The sequence below is a fragment of the Luteibacter sp. E-22 genome (assembly GCF_049913125.1).
In the GTDB taxonomy this organism is placed as follows: Bacteria; Pseudomonadota; Gammaproteobacteria; order Xanthomonadales; family Rhodanobacteraceae; genus Luteibacter.
On sequence record NZ_CP183975.1, the window covers coordinates 1234731 to 1249282 of the forward strand.

At 67.0% G+C, this 14552-nt stretch carries 16 protein-coding genes; 9 read left to right on the plus strand and 7 right to left on the minus strand.

Going from position 1 to position 14552, the window contains the following annotated elements; genetic code table 11:
* Window positions 1-2 precede the first annotated feature (2 nt).
* Both ACN9M2_RS05405 and rimI read left to right on the plus strand, forming a co-directional pair.
* A complete protein-coding gene (locus ACN9M2_RS05405; RefSeq protein WP_426287117.1) occupies window positions 3-473 on the plus strand; it encodes a hypothetical protein in 471 nt (156 codons plus the stop codon).
* Between the two features lie 4 nt (window positions 474-477).
* Entirely contained in the window at window positions 478-951 is a 474-nt protein-coding gene (rimI, locus tag ACN9M2_RS05410) for a ribosomal protein S18-alanine N-acetyltransferase (RefSeq protein WP_426287118.1), read from the plus strand.
* A 29-nt stretch (window positions 952-980) separates the two neighbouring features.
* Here rimI and ACN9M2_RS05415 read toward each other — a convergent pair whose 3' ends face one another.
* Complete coding sequence (locus ACN9M2_RS05415; RefSeq protein WP_426287119.1) at window positions 981-3464, minus strand: ABC transporter permease; 2484 nt, start codon at window positions 3462-3464, stop codon at window positions 981-983.
* On the minus strand, window positions 3461-4147 hold the full coding sequence (locus ACN9M2_RS05420; protein ID WP_426287120.1) for an ABC transporter ATP-binding protein: 687 nt from the start codon (window positions 4145-4147) through the stop codon (window positions 3461-3463). The genes ACN9M2_RS05415 and ACN9M2_RS05420 overlap by 4 nt, the downstream gene beginning before the upstream one ends.
* On the opposite strand from ACN9M2_RS05420, the gene ACN9M2_RS05425 reads away from it, so the two are divergent.
* From ACN9M2_RS05425 to ACN9M2_RS05435, 3 genes are all read left to right on the plus strand, one after another.
* Window positions 4146-4757 (plus strand): arylesterase, encoded by a 612-nt coding sequence (locus ACN9M2_RS05425; RefSeq protein WP_426287121.1) that lies wholly within the window; start codon window positions 4146-4148, stop codon window positions 4755-4757. The two genes, ACN9M2_RS05420 and ACN9M2_RS05425, sit on opposite strands and share 2 nt — an antisense overlap.
* 118 nt (window positions 4758-4875) lie before the next feature.
* Window positions 4876-5601, plus strand: a complete 726-nt coding sequence (locus ACN9M2_RS05430) for a response regulator transcription factor (RefSeq protein ID WP_426287122.1) — start codon at window positions 4876-4878, stop codon at window positions 5599-5601.
* 26 nt (window positions 5602-5627) lie between these two features.
* Window positions 5628-6620 carry a sensor histidine kinase gene (locus ACN9M2_RS05435; RefSeq protein ID WP_426287123.1) on the plus strand — a complete coding sequence of 331 codons (993 nt, stop codon included), beginning with the start codon at window positions 5628-5630 and terminating at the stop codon, window positions 6618-6620.
* 19 nt (window positions 6621-6639) lie between these two features.
* Here the strand turns inward: ACN9M2_RS05435 and ACN9M2_RS05440 are convergent, their stop codons facing one another.
* The 5 genes from ACN9M2_RS05440 to ACN9M2_RS05460 all read right to left on the minus strand — a co-directional run bounded on the left by ACN9M2_RS05440 (window position 6640) and on the right by ACN9M2_RS05460 (window position 11735).
* On the minus strand, window positions 6640-7098 hold the full coding sequence (locus ACN9M2_RS05440) for a hypothetical protein (protein WP_426287124.1): 459 nt from the start codon (window positions 7096-7098) through the stop codon (window positions 6640-6642).
* The gene (locus ACN9M2_RS05445; RefSeq protein WP_426287125.1) at window positions 7095-8282 is read right to left on the minus strand and encodes a sialidase family protein; all 1188 of its coding nucleotides are present in this window, start codon (window positions 8280-8282) and stop codon (window positions 7095-7097) included. The genes ACN9M2_RS05440 and ACN9M2_RS05445 overlap by 4 nt, the downstream gene beginning before the upstream one ends.
* Before the next feature lie 2 nt (window positions 8283-8284).
* Window positions 8285-8866, minus strand: a complete 582-nt coding sequence (locus tag ACN9M2_RS05450) for a response regulator transcription factor (protein ID WP_426287126.1) — start codon at window positions 8864-8866, stop codon at window positions 8285-8287.
* Window positions 8863-10125, minus strand: coding sequence for an ATP-binding protein (locus ACN9M2_RS05455; RefSeq protein WP_426287868.1), 1263 nt, complete (start codon window positions 10123-10125; stop codon window positions 8863-8865). Before ACN9M2_RS05455 ends, ACN9M2_RS05450 begins: the two co-directional genes overlap by 4 nt.
* A 74-nt stretch (window positions 10126-10199) precedes the next feature.
* Window positions 10200-11735 carry a peptide MFS transporter gene (locus ACN9M2_RS05460; RefSeq protein WP_426287127.1) on the minus strand — a complete coding sequence of 512 codons (1536 nt, stop codon included), beginning with the start codon at window positions 11733-11735 and terminating at the stop codon, window positions 10200-10202.
* Between the two features lie 301 nt (window positions 11736-12036).
* On the opposite strand from ACN9M2_RS05460, the gene ACN9M2_RS05465 reads away from it, so the two are divergent.
* From ACN9M2_RS05465 to ACN9M2_RS05480, 4 genes are all read left to right on the plus strand, one after another.
* Window positions 12037-12411 carry a diacylglycerol kinase gene (locus ACN9M2_RS05465; RefSeq protein ID WP_426287128.1) on the plus strand — a complete coding sequence of 125 codons (375 nt, stop codon included), beginning with the start codon at window positions 12037-12039 and terminating at the stop codon, window positions 12409-12411.
* Between the two features lie 87 nt (window positions 12412-12498).
* On the plus strand, window positions 12499-13122 hold the full coding sequence (locus tag ACN9M2_RS05470) for a LemA family protein (protein ID WP_426287129.1): 624 nt from the start codon (window positions 12499-12501) through the stop codon (window positions 13120-13122).
* Entirely contained in the window at window positions 13122-14018 is an 897-nt protein-coding gene (locus ACN9M2_RS05475) for a TPM domain-containing protein (RefSeq protein WP_426287130.1), read from the plus strand. Before ACN9M2_RS05470 ends, ACN9M2_RS05475 begins: the two co-directional genes overlap by 1 nt.
* Window positions 14018-14518, plus strand: a complete 501-nt coding sequence (locus ACN9M2_RS05480) for a TPM domain-containing protein (protein ID WP_426287131.1) — start codon at window positions 14018-14020, stop codon at window positions 14516-14518. The genes ACN9M2_RS05475 and ACN9M2_RS05480 overlap by 1 nt, the downstream gene beginning before the upstream one ends.
* Window positions 14519-14552: the final 34 nt, after the last annotated feature.

Consider the following 14552-nt stretch of genomic DNA (forward strand, 5'->3'; position numbering starts at 1 on the left):
CGATGTCCGCCGTGCCCGAACGCCGCGAACGCCTGCTCAAGGTGATGGGCGTGACGCCCTGGCGCCTGCGTCTCGGCGAGGCATCGTCCGGATCGGCCGTCCAACCCGCCAACGACGGGCCGGCGCCGGCCGGCGACCGCATACCGTGCGTGGTGATCCTTCCGGCCGGGGCGAGCGGACGCGAACTGGACCTGCTGGGCCGTGCGTTGCGCGCCTTCGGTCCGGCGACGGCACGCGCAGCACGGCTCGAGGTGGGTGAGCGTGGGTTGGGCGATGTGCCCGCGGCGTCGGCGTACCTCGTCTTTGGCGAGGCGCAGGCCCGTGCCCTGGGTCACGACCTTCCGGTCGAGGTGATGAGCGCGGCGCACATCGTGCTGGTGGATACACCGGCGGCGATCGTCGCCGATCCCGCTGCGAAGCGCCGGCTCTGGAATGGCTTGCGTGCCCTTGGACGTGCCCTGCGCGGAGCCTGAACCCATGGTCGCCGTGGCTCGTCCCTCCACCGAAGTACGCGCGATGCGCCGCGAGGATCTCGACGCCGTCGTGGCGATCGAACACGCGTCGTACGAATTTCCCTGGAGCGCGGGCATCTTCCGCGACTGCATGCAGGCGGGACACAACTGCTGGGTGATCGTCCATGAGGGCGACGTCGCCGGCTACGGCATCCTGTCCGTGGCGGCGGGCGAAGCCCATGTGTTGAACGTCTGCATCGCCGCCGCCCACCGCGGTCTCGGTTACGGGCGGCGGATGATGCGCCGGTTGGTCGACCTCGCCCGCTGGTATGGCGCCGAGCGGATCTTCCTCGAAGTGCGGCCGTCGAATCCCGTGGCGAAGGATCTGTACGATTCGCTGGGCTTCGCCGAGATCGGGAGGCGTCCTTCGTATTACCCAGCGAAGGGTGGGCGCGAGGATGCGATCGTGATGGCGTTGGACATGCTGCCGGGTGGGTGAGGTGGCAGGTTATCTCAGTCCCGGCAAGATCAGCCTTCCCGCAGCAACGCCATCGGCGACGTCCGCAATACACGGCGCGTGCCGAACAACCCGATCGCCATCACCACCAGGGCCGCGAGCGCGGCGGCACCGACCAATGGCCACAGCGGCGGCACGAAATGTTCGATGCGGAAGACGGCCTTGCCCAGCCACAGGCCCGCTCCGGTCGCACCCAGCGCGGCGGTCAGGCCGGCGACCAGGCCGAGCAAGGCGAACTCGCATGCCGCCGCGGCACGCAATTGCGCTCGCGTGGCGCCTAGCGTGCGCAACAAAGCCGCTTCCTTCCTGCGTTCCTGCGCGCTCGCCGCCAGTGCCGCCGCGAGCACCAGTGCGCCGGCGAGCAGGCTGAACCCGAGTACCCAGCGAACCGCGCTGCCGACCCGGTCGACGATTTCGCGCACGCGGTCGAGCAAGGCGTCGACGTCGATCAGGCTCAGGTTGCCGTACTCGCGCGAAACCTTGGCCAGTTCGTCGGCGTGACCCCGCGGGAGGTAGAAACTGGTGAGCCAGGTATGCGGCAGTTCGCCGGCATGTGCCGGGTCCAGCAGCAAGAAGAAGTTGACCCGGAACGAACTCCAGTCCACCTGGCGCACGCTACCCACGCGCGCATCCAGCGTGCCTTCACCCACTTCGAAACTCAACGTGTCGCCCAGCTTCAGGTGGAACCGGTCGCGCCATGAGGTGTCGACGGATACCTCCGCCTGATCCGGCGAGGGGCCCGGCCAGCGGCCTTCCACCACCTGGTTCGACGGTGGCAGCTCCGCACTCCACGACAGGCGCAGCTGGCGGTCCGCCGAATCCTTCGCTTCGCCATCCGTGAAGGCGATGCTGTCGATCGGCTTGCCGTTGATCGCGGTGAGCTTGCCTACCGCGAGCGGCATCATGTTGGTTCGCGTGGCGCCCATGCGCTCCAGTGCGCGTGCGAATTCCTCGCGTTGGTCGTCCTGCAGATTCAGGGCGAACCAGTTCGGCGTATCCACGGGAAGTTCGCGGCGCCAGCCATCCAGCAGTGACGGCGCGATCACGGCGAGCAGGAGCAACGCGCAAAGCCCGAGCGAAAGCGCGGTGGCCTGGACGAGCGAGAGGCCACGGCGTCTGGCAAGCGCCGCCAGGCCGAGCCGCAGTGCCGGATGTGCGCCGGGAGCCACGCGCCGCGCGATCACCAGCAACAGCGCCGACAGCAATGCCGCGACGACGGCCACGCCCGCGAGACTGGCGGCGAGGATGCCGGCCAGCTTGGCGGAATCGCTCTGCACCCAGACCAGGACGATAGCCGTGACGAGCGGCACGAGGTACAGCACGTCGAAACGGCGCACGCGCCGCTGCATGGATTCGCGAAACACCGCCACGGGAGGTACTTCGGCCAGGCGCACGAGGGGAGGCAAGGCGAAGCCGGCAAGCACGGCCAGGCCCATCGCGGCGGCCGCGAACGCCGGACCCAGCGGCAAGGTGGTGGGAATGTTGTCGAACAGCTGGCGCGCGAAATACCACGCGCCCTGGGCAAGGCCCAATGCGATGGCCATGCCCAGCGCGGCGGCCGGCAGGGCGAGCGCCGCGAGCGTGGTGACGAGCAGGGCCGCCACGCGCCGTCGCGGTGTGCCCAGGGCGCGGAGCAGGGCCACTTCCGCGGCCTTGCGGCGTGCATAACGTGCCGAAGCCAGCGCGATCGCCACCCCGGCGAGCAAGGCGGACAACAGCGCGGTCAAGCGGAGGAAGGCGCTGGCGCGATCGAACGCGGTGCGCATGCGCTCCTGCATCTTCTCGGGCGTGATCAGTTCGCCGCCCTGCGGCAGCGAGCCGCTTTCGACACGGACGCGCCAGGTCGCCACGGCGGCCGGCGGCCCGGCCACGAGCAGGCGGTGGCGCGCACGGCTACCCAGGGAGAGCAGCCCCGCTTCGCTGGCATCGTCCAGGTTCATGAGCGCGCGTGGCGCGAGGGCGAACAGTTCGCCGCCGTCGGGCTGGCGCACCAGTTCGGCCGCGACATGCAGGTCGCGGCCACCGATCTGAATCGCCTGGCCCGCCTGGATGCCGAGGCCCACCATCGCCCGATGGTCCAGGAAGACTTCGCCTCGGGCGGGCCCCCGGGCCGTGCGATCGCGGCCGTCCGCGCCGCGGACTTCCAGCGTGCCGCGCAGTGGATAGGCGCTGTCCGTCGCCAGGACGTCGAGCAGTTGGCTACGCTCGCCGACGAAGGCCACGCTGCGGAACGACGCGCCGCGCGTCGCGGCCAGGCCATCGGCACGCGCCGATCGCAGCATCGGCTCGGGCAGGGGCGCGGGGGCGGATACACCCAGGTCGCCACCGATCAGTTCGGCCGCGCTGGCCAGGATGCCGCGTTCGATCCGGGTGGAGAGGGTCGCCACCACGCCCAGCGCGATGACCGCCAAGACCAGCGAGGCAGCCAGGGTGCGCAACTCCACCAGGTGCCATTCACGCCGCAGCGTGCGCAGGGCGAGCCGGAAGACGTTCACGCGGGCACCCCGAGGCGGCCTTCATGCAATTCCGCGGAGCGCGCGCAACGGGCGGCGAGGCGTGCGTCGTGGGTGACCAGGATCAGGGTGGTGGCGTGCTGTCGGTTCATCTCGAAGAGCAGGTCGCCGACGTGTTCGCCGGTGTGCTGGTCGAGGTTGCCGGTGGGCTCGTCGGCGAACAGGATGCGCGGACGGTGGACGAAGGCGCGGGCGAGGGCGACGCGTTGCTGTTCTCCACCGGACAGCTGGGCCGGGTAGTGCCGGCGCCGCGCGCCGAGGCCCACCGACTCCAGCGCCGCATGGGCACGCTCGCGCGCGCCGTTGTCGCCCTCCAGCTCCAGGGGGAGCATCACGTTTTCCTCGGCCGTCAGCGCCGGGAGCAGGTGGAACGACTGGAAGACGAAGCCCACCAGGCGCCGCCGGATCGCCGCCCGGGCCTCCTCGTCGATGCTTTCCAGCGGCTGGCCGTCGAGACGGATGCTGCCCGCCGTGGGAACATCCAGTCCGGCCAGCAGTCCGAGCAGGGTGGTCTTGCCCGAACCGGATGCCCCCACGATGGCGAAGCTCTCGCCCTCCGCGACGCGCAGGTTCACCCCCGAAAGGATGTCCAGCTGGCCCTCCGGGCCGAAAACCGACTTGCTAACATCCGTTACTTCGAGAAGAACACGGGAAGAATCGCTCATGCGTCGTTGCCTGGTCCTGTTGCTGTTCGTCTGGTGCGCCATCGCCTCCGCGGCGGATACGCCGCGCAAGGTGCTGGTGCTCGGGGACTCGTTGTCGGCGGCGCACAACATTCCGGTGGAGGCCGGCTGGGTGCGTTTGCTGGACGCGCGCACCTCGAAGATGGCGACGCCATGGGCGATGGTCAATGCCAGCATCAGTGGGGAAACGTCCCTGAGCGGACGTAACCGGCTGCCCGGTCTGCTCGAGAAGCAGCGGCCGGGGGTGGTTGTGATCGAACTGGGTGCGAACGACGGCCTGCAAGGCCTCCCCTTGGGCAAGCTCGCCGACAACCTCGATGCGATGATCGGCGCCGCCACGCGCGCCGGGGCGAAGGTGCTCCTCCTCGGCATCGAATTACCGGTGAACTACGGTCCCCAATACCGCGATGGGTTGCGCAAGGTCTACATGGACGCGGCGCAGAAACACGGCGTGGCGCTGGTGCCATTCCTGCTCGACGGCGTGGCCCTGGAGCCGGCCCTCATGCAGGACGACGGACTGCATCCGACGGCTGCCGGCGAGCCTCGCGTCGCAGAGAATGTATGGAAGGCGCTAAACCCGATGCTCCGCTAGACGACGCGGTCTCCACGTTGCGTTACCCACAATGAATCCTTGTTTTCGGTCTTCACGCTGTTCTCACCGGTCCGACCGTTAACTCTTCACATTTGTGAATCACCAGAGGAGTGGAGCGATGAGCAACGACGTACAGGCGGGTTTGATCCTTCTCGTCGAGGACAATCGCCCGATCGCCGAAATGGTCGGTGAGTTCCTCGAACGCAAGGGATACTCCGTCGACTACGCCGCCGATGGCGTCAGTGGCTTGCACCTGGCGGTTATCAACAGCTATGACGTCGTCGTGCTGGATCTCATGCTGCCGGGCATGGACGGCCTGGATGTGTGCCGCAAGTTGCGCAAGGAAGGCAAGAAGTCCACGCCGGTGCTGATGCTCACGGCGCGTGACACACTGGAAGACAAGCTGGTGGGTCTCGAGGCCGGTGCCGACGATTACCTGGTGAAGCCTTTCGAGGTACGCGAACTGGAAGCGCGCCTGCGTGCCCTGATCCGGCGCGACCGCCGCCAGGTCTCGTCCGAGGTTCTCAACGTGGGCGACATGACCCTCGACACCGCCACCTTGCGCCTCACCCGCGGTGGCCAGGAACTCACCGTCTCGCCGATCGGCCTGAAGCTTCTCGCCATCCTCATGCGCGAATCCCCGCGGGTCGTAAGCCGTCGCGATATCGAACGGGAGATCTGGGGCGATACGCTGCCCGATTCCGACACGCTGCGCTCGCACCTGTACAACCTGCGTCGCGTGATCGACAAGCCGTTCGACCGGCCGTTGCTGCATACGATCCACTCCGCGGGATACCGGCTGGCCGACCTCGATTCCGAAGTCGCCGCGTCGCAGACGGCATGAAGCGGAGGCGGGTTCGGAACTGATCGATGGAAGGCAGGGCACCGCAGGGGACCAGGCGCCGGCGCGGATCGTTCCGCGCGCGCGTCGCGATCGTCTTCGCATTGCAGACGATCGTCGTGATCATCGCTTCGTTGATGGCGGCGAACAATGTCGCCCCGATCGGGGCGGCGATCGCGATCATGCTTTGTTCCGGCGGCCTCGCCTGGCTCGCGGTGTCGCGTGAATGGATTCCCGTGGCGGCGCTGGCGCGCATGCTGGAAGGCTGGGACCCCGACCGTCCCGACATGGAAGGCCTGGACCGCGAGAACGGAAGACGTGCCGATGGCGACGTCTCGTCGCTGATCCACGGATTGCATGGCCTCGCCACGCGTATCGAGGGCTTCGGCGAGCGCGAGCGCAACTTCACCCGGGACGCCAGCCACGAGTTACGCAGTCCTCTCACCGTCATCAAGATGTCTTCCGACATGCTTGCCGACGAAACCGATCTTTCGGATTTCGGGCATCGTTCGCTGGAGCGCATTCGCCGCTCCACGCGCGAACTGGAAGCATTGGTCGAGGCTTTCCTCATCCTCTCGCGCGAGTCCGACCAGGGACTTGCGGAAGAAGACTTCGTGGTGAACAACGTGCTGCGCCAGGAAGTGGACTATGCGCGCGAGTTGATCGCGGGACGTCCGGTGGAGTTGATACTCGACGAACCGGCGAGTTTCGCGCTGCATGCTTCGCCACGCGTCTTCGCGGTGCTCTGCGGCCAGTTGATCCGGCATGCCTTGCAGCAGACCGACCAGGGCACGATCGTCGTCACCGTGATGCCCGGCAGCGTGAGCGTGATCAACCCCGCGCTCGATACGCCGGAAGCCGGCAGCCGCCGGCACGCGTCGGTGGACCGGCATGGATTCGACCTGGCGATCGCGCGACGGTTGTCGGATCGGTTCCAGTGGCCACTGGAGTTGCGCTCCTTGCCCGGCGCCAGTCGCATCGCCAGCGTGCGGTTTCCGCATCCGCAACCCGTGGAGGCGTGAGGCCGGGTTCTATCCGTCCTCAGTCCACCAGCGTCGCGATACGCCCCGCATCCAGCGCCCCGCTCACTCCTTTGCGCGTGCCATCGGCCTTGATGGCCAATGTCCGTGGCGTTTCCCCGCCCCATGTCGGATCGATGAGGAAATTGATCCGCTCCGGCGTCGCATCCGCGTACGCTCGCGACGGCGCGGCATCGAGGTCTGCCGCTTTCAGTCGTGCCTCCAGCGCCGCCTTTTCGCTGATGGGATCGGTGGCGACGAAGACCAGTTCCATGTCCGCATGACTGCGTTGGAACGCAAGCAGCGCCGCGAGGTTCTCTTCGCAGTAGGCACAGTCCAGCGACCACAACGCCACGATGCGCACGCCCTTGCCGGGTACGGCGATGAGCGCTTTCGTGTCGGCCGGGGTCAACACGGTGGGTTCGGCGGCGGACACCGCCACCGCGAACAGGCAGATAAATGCGGCGAGCCAGTACCTCATAGCAGTTCCGTCGGTACCAGCCGGAATTGCCCGTCGGGATTCCAGCCGACGAAGGCGCGGTGTCGCCAGAGCAGCAGCTTCGGCCAACCCGATCCGCCATCGACGTGGGCGAGGGCCCGCGCCTCCGTGAAGGTCGCGCCGCCATCGGACGATTCGCGCAGCATCAGCTCCAGTCCCTTCACCGACACCTGGTGGTAGGCGATCCACACATGCTTCCCATCCACCGCGATATCGGCATGGGAGGCACCCGCTGCCCCGACCGTGACCAGGTACGAGGGCTTGTCGCCGGGATGCAGCTGGCCATACCAGATCATTGCCTTGCCATCGGCTGCGCTGAACCAGACGGCGTGGCGCGTCCCCGTCGCGTCGATCGCGAGCGAGGGGCCGTGGTGCGGGCAGCCTTCGATATGCCATTGGGTGAAGGTGGCGCGTTCCACCTTCGGCAGGCCCTTGCCGACGGGAAGATTGGCGAAGGCGTGGTCGCGGATGTTGTCGCCATAGATCGCGCGGAAGAACGCAGCGATCGTGCCGTCGGGTGCTCGCGCCAGCGCGATCCGGCAGCACTCGCAACTTTGGTCGACGATCTTGCGCTCGGGCGTGAACGTGGCGCCACGGTCGCTCGACCAGCTGTAGTAGGTGGCGGCGCCCAGGTAGGGTTTGCCGCTGGCCTTGGCCGCCTCGACATCACGCTTGTCGATCCAGGCGACGATCACGTTGCCCTTGCCGTCGACGGCGAGCGAATCGAAGCGATGAGTGATCTCGGCGCGATCGGCGTGCACGGTCGTGGGCGCGTCGAAGTGCGCGCCGCCGTCGAGGGATCGCGAAAAGCGTACGAAGCCCGTCCACGGAAGCTTGCGTGGCTGCGACCAGCTGACGTAAAGCTCACCCTTCGGACCCAGGGCGATCTTCGGCCGGTTCTCGCCTTCGGCGTAGATGGGTTCGCCGCTGGGATTGACGATGGTGGACATGACGAAGCTGCGGCCCATGTCATCGGACCGCCGCACGCGGACATGCTCACCGATGGTGTCGACGACCCAGAGATGGCCCGCCGCATCGAACGTGGCGTCGAAACCCAGCGGCGCTTCATGGCCCATCGCCATGCCGGCCATGCCGTTGTCGGCGTGGACCATGCTCGCAACGGAGGCAAGGAGCGAGGCGAAAACGAGGGCGAGGAACGGGCGCATGGTCAATGCTCGTCGGGGCGTTCGCGCACGGGATGCTTGCTGAGCTTGCGCTGCAGCGTACGGCGGTGCATGCCGAGGCGACGTGCCGTCTCGGAGATGTTGCCTTCGCATTCGGTCAGGACGCGCTGGATGTGTTCCCATTCGAGCCGGCGCAACGGCAACGGGGCATCGGGTGCGTCGACCAGATCGTCCAGGTCGGCCGGACCGGCATCGCCATCGAGCAGGGCGCGGACCACGGCGTCCGCATCCACCGGCTTGGCCAGGTAATCGTGCGCACCGCGCTTGATGGCCTCCACGGCGGTGGCGATCGAGGCGTAGCCGGTAAGCAGCAGCACGCGCATGTCCGGGACCAGCGACTGCAACTCCGGGATGAGGCGCAACCCGTTCTCGTCGCCGAGCTTCAGGTCGAGCACGCAGTACCGCGGCTGGTGACGGCGGGCGACGGTGCGCGCATCGTCGGCGTTGTCGCAGCTGATCACGTCGAATCCGCGCGAGGTGAGGGCGCGGCCTAGTACACGGGCGAACGTGGCGTCGTCATCGACGATCAGCAGCGGGCGCCCGCCGGGTGGAACGAGGTCGTTCATGCATGGTCTCCAATGACCGGAAGGGGCAGGCGCAGGCGCATTTGTGCGCCGTGGCCGGTATTGCTCGCGGAGAGTTCGCCATCGAGGCGTTCGGCGGTGGCTTCGGCCAAGGCGAGGCCGATACCGAGCCCGGTCGCTTTCTGCGACAGCCCGAGCGTTCCCATCTCGTCGAATTCGTCGAAGCCCGGGCCCTCATCGGTGACCACCAGTTCGAGCCACGGCCCGACGATGCCGACCCCGAGGGTGACGGCGGTGCTTTCGTTCAGCGCGGACGCGTCGGCGGCATTGTTGAGCAGGTTGATCAGGGCGTGACGCAAACCCGGCGGCGACCGGAGCGGGATACGGCCGGCGCCGGGTTCGAGCAGGAGGGACACATCGGCCTCGGGCCTGAGCAACTGGAAGCGCTCCAGGCAGCCGTGGACGAACTCGTCCAGGGTGACCTTCTCGGGTACCTGCGACAGCTGCGCCTGGCCGAAGGCGACCATCTCGCGGAGGATCGTACGGCACCGTTCGACCTGACCCTGGAGCAGGTCGAGGTCCTCGCCCAGCGCGTTGTCGGTGGCGTGCTCGCGGCGTATCTCCGGCAGGAGCGTGCGCATCGTCGACAGCGGCGTGTTCAACTCGTGCGCGGCGCCGGCGGCCTGCGTGGCGATGGCCAGGATGCCCTCGTCGCGCAGCGCGCGCTCGCGCACACGCTGGACTTCACCCTGCTGCGCCCGGATCGCCTTGGCGAGGTTGCTGATGAAGACGCCGAGCAGGATCGCCATGATGACGAAGTTGACGCCCATGCCCGCGACGTACAGATCGAAGTCCAGGCTCTTGTTGCCGAGCGTCGGCAGCGGCAAGTGGTAGGGCACCAGCAGCACGTAGGCGACACCGGTGAGTATCGCCACCAGCGACACGCCGGCGATCGACAGTGCCGCCGCCGACAGCGCGATCGGCACCAGCAGGAGCGTCACGAAGGGATTCGCCGCGCCACCGGTGAAATAGAGCAGGTAACCGAGAACCAGGGTATCGGCCGCGATATGCACGATGGCCTCGCCCTCGCTGACCTTCCACGGCATGCCCAGCCGGAACGACGCCGCGGCGGCGAACACCGCGAGCACGCACACGCCGATCATCAGCGGCAGGAGGGGAATATCCAGCTTGAGCAGGGTGACGCAGGAAAGGATCGCCACGCTCTGGCCGGCGATGGCGCAAAGGCGGAGCCAGGCGAGCGTGCGCGCGAGCGCGAAGGGACCGGAGCGGGACGATGGCATGCGCAGATTGTCGCTCACGGTAAGTCTCTTCGTGGCGAAAGGGCCGCTCCGCGAGGGAGCGGCCCTTCACCGCGTCACAGGTCTTCGTTATGTACGGGCGGCACCGGCGGCACGTTCGCCAGCGCGTGGTTCAGCGACAACTTCTTCATCAACGGCAGCATGGCCACGGCGATGGCGGTGCAGACCAGGCCCACGAAGCCGAGCTTGTTGAACAGGCTGGTGTAGATCGCCAGCGATTCGAGCGGGTTCGTGATGTTGTCCGGGATGGCGGCGTAGTTGGCGACGACGCTGCCCATGTACTGGGAAACACCGGACGCCACGTAATAGGCGCCCATCATGAAGCCACCCATGCGCGCCGGGACGTAGCGGGCGATCATGGCCAGACCGAGACCGCTCACCAGCACTTCGCCCAGCGAATACAGGCCATAGCCCCAGACCATGTACCACGACGAGATCGCGCCGTTGATGGCGGTGGTCGCACCCAGCCCATACATGAAGAAGCCGGCGGCGACGGCGGCGAAGCCGAGCGCGAACTTGGCCGCGACCGGGAAGTCCTTGCCGTGCTTGCCCAGGGAGTTGTAGATCCAGACCAGGATCGGCGAAAGGATGACGATCCAGATCGCGTTGAGCGACTGGAACTGTTCCGGAATCCAGCGGAACAGCTGGAAGCCGAACAGGTTGAAGTCTAGGTCGACGTTGCGCTGGGCGAACAGGTTCAGCGAAGTCGACATCTGCTGGTAGAAGATGAAGAAGAAGATCGTCTGCACCGTCAGCACCAGCGCGGCGATGAGCCCGGCGCGTTCGCCCGGTTCGCTGGAGCGGATCAGGTGGACGAAGATGCCGAGGATCACGATACCGGCGGCATAGACGCAGGCCTCGGCCACGCCCTGGTTCTGCAGGATGTACGCCGAGGCGGCGATGATGGCCAGGCCTCCCACGATCACGCCGAGGACATTCTTCAGCACCGGCGGCCGCTCGTCGCAGTCCGAGCCGATGTGGGCGAGGGTGCGGCGCATGAAGAAGTAATTGACCAGGCCGAGGATCAGGCCGATCGAGCAGACGCCGAAGGCGGTGTGCCAGCCCAGCGCATCGCTGTAGTGCGCGCCCACATAGTCACGGATCCACGGGGTGAGCAGCATCGAGATCGTCGAGCCGATGTTCACCGCCATGTAGTAGATGGTGAATGCGCTGTCGATGCGGACTTCGTCGCCCTCGTAGATCTTGCGCACGAGGTTGCCCGCGTTGGGCTTGAACAGGCCGTTGCCGAGGATGATCACGCCCAGGGCGAGATACAGGAAATAGGTGTTGTTGGTCGGTATCCAGAGCAGGGCATAACCGAACATCAGGACGACCGCGCCGGTAAGCATCGTGCGGCGCGTGCCGAGAAACTTGTCGCCGATCCAGCCGCCAATGGCCGGGGTGGCGTAGATCAGGGCGGAAGCCGCGCCCCAGACGAGGTTGGCGTCGACGTCGGCGAAGCCGAGCTTCTTCACCATGTAGGTGACCATCAGCACCTGCATGCCGTAGAAGCCGAATCGCTCCCACATCTCGATGAGGAAGACCGTGCTGAAGGACTTGGTCTGTGAAATGGGCGGGTTCTGGATGGCCATGTATTTTCCGGACACATTGGAAACAGCGAACCGGGCTTTTCAACCCGGTTCCCGTCGCCGTGACCCTGAACGGAGTCACAACCGTTCAAGCGTAATACAAATGGTCCGCCCGGTTGTGCTGCGGCGCCAGAGGGGCGCGTCGATTCACCACGGCGCGCGGCGGCATAAGCCGGAGCCAAGTCGGGCTGTGGCATGATACCGGCCCATTCCCGCCGCCCATCCAGACCCGATGCCGCAGTGTTCGCAAAATCCTGTCGTCCGGACCGCCCGTCCGGCCCCGCTCCGGGCGGCCTGACCAACCATGGCATCGACGGAGCGGCGTGGGCCGCGGCAGATCTACGCGGCGTTCCTGTGGTCCATGAAGGGCCTGCGGGCCGCCTTCCGGCACGAAGCCTCGTTCCGGCTTGAGGTTTTTCTCGCGATCGTGGTCGTCCCCCTGGGTTTCTGGCTGGGCCAGGGGGCGGTCGAGAAGATCGTCCTCATCACCTTCCCGATCCTGGTCCTCTCGGCCGAGTTGCTCAATTCGGCGATCGAAGCGGTGGTGGACAAGGTCAGCCCGGAATTCCACGAACTGGCCGGCCGGGCCAAGGACATGGGGTCCGCCGCCGTTTTCCTGCTGCTGGCCATGGTCGTGGTGACCTGGGGCCTGATCCTCGGTCCTCGATTCCTGGGCTGAGGCCGGTTGCCCCTCCGCGGCTCCGGTCGTCCGCAAGCACGGGCTTTAGGGTAAGTTGTTGCGGCATACCTCAAGGAACCTCCAGCCATGAAGACACTCGTCCGCGCTTTCGCCCTCGTACTATTCGCCGGCATCCTCTCCGGCTGCGGCTACAACGCCATCCAGCGCGAAGACGAGGCGGTAAAGGCCGCCTGGTCCGAAGTGCTGAACCAGTACCAGCGCCGCGCCGACCTGGTGCCCAACCTGGTCAATACCGTGAAAGGCTACGCCCAGCACGAGGAACGCGTACTCACCGAGGTGACCAATGCCCGCGCGAAGGTGGGCCAGACCCAGATCACCCCGGAACTGCTCAACGATCCGGAGGCGCTGGCCAAGTTCCAGGCCGCCCAGGGCCAGCTGACCAGCGCGCTCTCGCGCCTGATGGTGGTCAGCGAGAACTATCCGCAGCTCAAGGCCGATGGTTCGTTCCGCGACCTGCAGGCCCAGCTGGAAGGGACGGAAAACCGCATTACCGTAGCCCGTAACCGCTACGTCGCCGCCGTACAGTCGTACAACACACTGATCCGCTCGTTCCCGAACAACCTGACCGCCAAGGTCATGGGTTACCAGGTCAAGCCGAACTTCAGCGTCGAGAACGAGAAGGCGATCTCGACCGCGCCGACCGTCGATTTCGGCAGCAATCCGGCCCCGGCTTCCTCGGCCGGCCGCTGATGCGTCGTTTCGCGGCGGGGCTGCTGTTCGCCATCGCCCTGCTGGTGCCGCCCCTGGCGGCACTGGCGGACGACGCCGTCGTGCCGAAGCTCACCCGCCACGTCACCGACCTCACCGGTACGCTGACACCGGAACAGGTCGACCGGCTGGATGCCCGGCTGGTCGCGTTGGAGAAGGCGAAGGGATCGCAGGTGGTGGTCGTGATGGTGCCGACCACCCAGCCCGACGACCTCGAGGGCTATTCGCTCAAGGTCGCGGAGACGAACAAGGTCGGACGCGAAGGGCCGGACGATGGCGTGCTGCTCCTGTTGGCCAAGAACGACCGGCGCGTCCGCATCGAAGTCGGTTATGGCCTGGAAGGCGCGCTGCCCGATGCCATCGCCTCGCGGATCATCCGTGAATACATGGCGCCGAAATTGCGCGCCAACGACTACTACGGCGGTATCGACGAGGCACTCAACGCGATCACCCAGATCGTGCAAGGCGAAGCGCTGCCCGCGCCGGTCGCTCCCGATGAGAGCCACGAGAAGCGGCGTGGTGGTGGAGGCGGGTTGCTCCTGCCGCTCATCTTCGGCGTGATCTTCCTGCGCGGCATCCTCGGTCGAGCCCCCCTGGGCGTGCGCATGCCGCTGGGGGGAGCGATCACGGGCGGTCTCGGCTGGTTGTTCCTGCATTCCATTCTCGGCGGCGTGATCGGCCTCGTCGCCGGCGCCGTCCTGATGGCCATTCCCTTTGGTGCCGGCCGCTCGATCGGCGGTGGTGGTTGGGGGGGCTTCGGCGGCGGCGGTTTTGGTGGTGGTGGCTTCGGCGGCGGTGGCTTCGGGGGAGGCGGCGGTGGCGGCTTCAGCGGAGGCGGCGGCAGTTTCGGTGGCGGCGGCGCGTCGGGGAGTTGGTGATGGACATGCAACGTATCGCGACCAACCTGTTCGGAGCGTGGTTCCAGATCGGCCGGCATTTCCCGTCGGCGACGCTCGACGCCATCGCGAAAACGGTGGCCGCCGGCGAGGACAGGCACCGTGGTGAACTGCGCGTGGCGATCGAGTCGCGCCTCCCGTTCTCATCGGTCGCCGCGGGTGTCACCGCACGCGATCGCGCGGCGATGCTGTTTTCCCATCTGCGCGTCTGGGATACCGACGACAACTGCGGCGTTCTCCTCTACGTGCTGCTCGCCGAACACCGCATCGAGATCGTCGCCGACCGCGGCATCGCGAAGGTGGTGGCGCCGGCCGAGTGGGAAGCGATCGCCACGCACATGCGCAACGAATTCATCCAGGGGCGCTTCCGCGAAGGCCTGCAAACCGGTGTATCGGAGGCGGGTGACCTGCTGGCACGGCACTTCCCCGGCGACGGCAAACCACGCGAGAACCAGCTGCCGGACCGTCCCCTGGTCCTCTGACGCCGCCCTGACGGGAGCCGACCCCGTCGGCGAT

Bases quoted from the DNA above. Each gene is read 5' to 3' on its own strand.
- ACN9M2_RS05405 (WP_426287117.1), top strand. From the start codon at position 3: ATGTCCGCCGTGCCCGAACGCCGCGAACGCCTGCTCAAGGTGATGGGC.
- rimI (WP_426287118.1), top strand. From the start codon at position 478: ATGGTCGCCGTGGCTCGTCCCTCCACCGAAGTACGCGCGATGCGCCGC.
- ACN9M2_RS05425 (WP_426287121.1), top strand. From the start codon at position 4,146: ATGCGTCGTTGCCTGGTCCTGTTGCTGTTCGTCTGGTGCGCCATCGCC.
- ACN9M2_RS05420 (WP_426287120.1), bottom strand. From the start codon at position 4,147: ATGAGCGATTCTTCCCGTGTTCTTCTCGAAGTAACGGATGTTAGCAAG.
- ACN9M2_RS05430 (WP_426287122.1), top strand. From the start codon at position 4,876: ATGAGCAACGACGTACAGGCGGGTTTGATCCTTCTCGTCGAGGACAAT.
- ACN9M2_RS05435 (WP_426287123.1), top strand. From the start codon at position 5,628: ATGGAAGGCAGGGCACCGCAGGGGACCAGGCGCCGGCGCGGATCGTTC.
- ACN9M2_RS05440 (WP_426287124.1), bottom strand. From the start codon at position 7,098: ATGAGGTACTGGCTCGCCGCATTTATCTGCCTGTTCGCGGTGGCGGTG.
- ACN9M2_RS05445 (WP_426287125.1), bottom strand. From the start codon at position 8,282: ATGCGCCCGTTCCTCGCCCTCGTTTTCGCCTCGCTCCTTGCCTCCGTT.
- ACN9M2_RS05450 (WP_426287126.1), bottom strand. From the start codon at position 8,866: ATGAACGACCTCGTTCCACCCGGCGGGCGCCCGCTGCTGATCGTCGAT.
- ACN9M2_RS05455 (WP_426287868.1), bottom strand. From the start codon at position 10,125: ATGCCATCGTCCCGCTCCGGTCCCTTCGCGCTCGCGCGCACGCTCGCC.
- ACN9M2_RS05460 (WP_426287127.1), bottom strand. From the start codon at position 11,735: ATGGCCATCCAGAACCCGCCCATTTCACAGACCAAGTCCTTCAGCACG.
- ACN9M2_RS05465 (WP_426287128.1), top strand. From the start codon at position 12,037: ATGGCATCGACGGAGCGGCGTGGGCCGCGGCAGATCTACGCGGCGTTC.
- ACN9M2_RS05470 (WP_426287129.1), top strand. From the start codon at position 12,499: ATGAAGACACTCGTCCGCGCTTTCGCCCTCGTACTATTCGCCGGCATC.
- ACN9M2_RS05475 (WP_426287130.1), top strand. From the start codon at position 13,122: ATGCGTCGTTTCGCGGCGGGGCTGCTGTTCGCCATCGCCCTGCTGGTG.
- ACN9M2_RS05480 (WP_426287131.1), top strand. From the start codon at position 14,018: ATGGACATGCAACGTATCGCGACCAACCTGTTCGGAGCGTGGTTCCAG.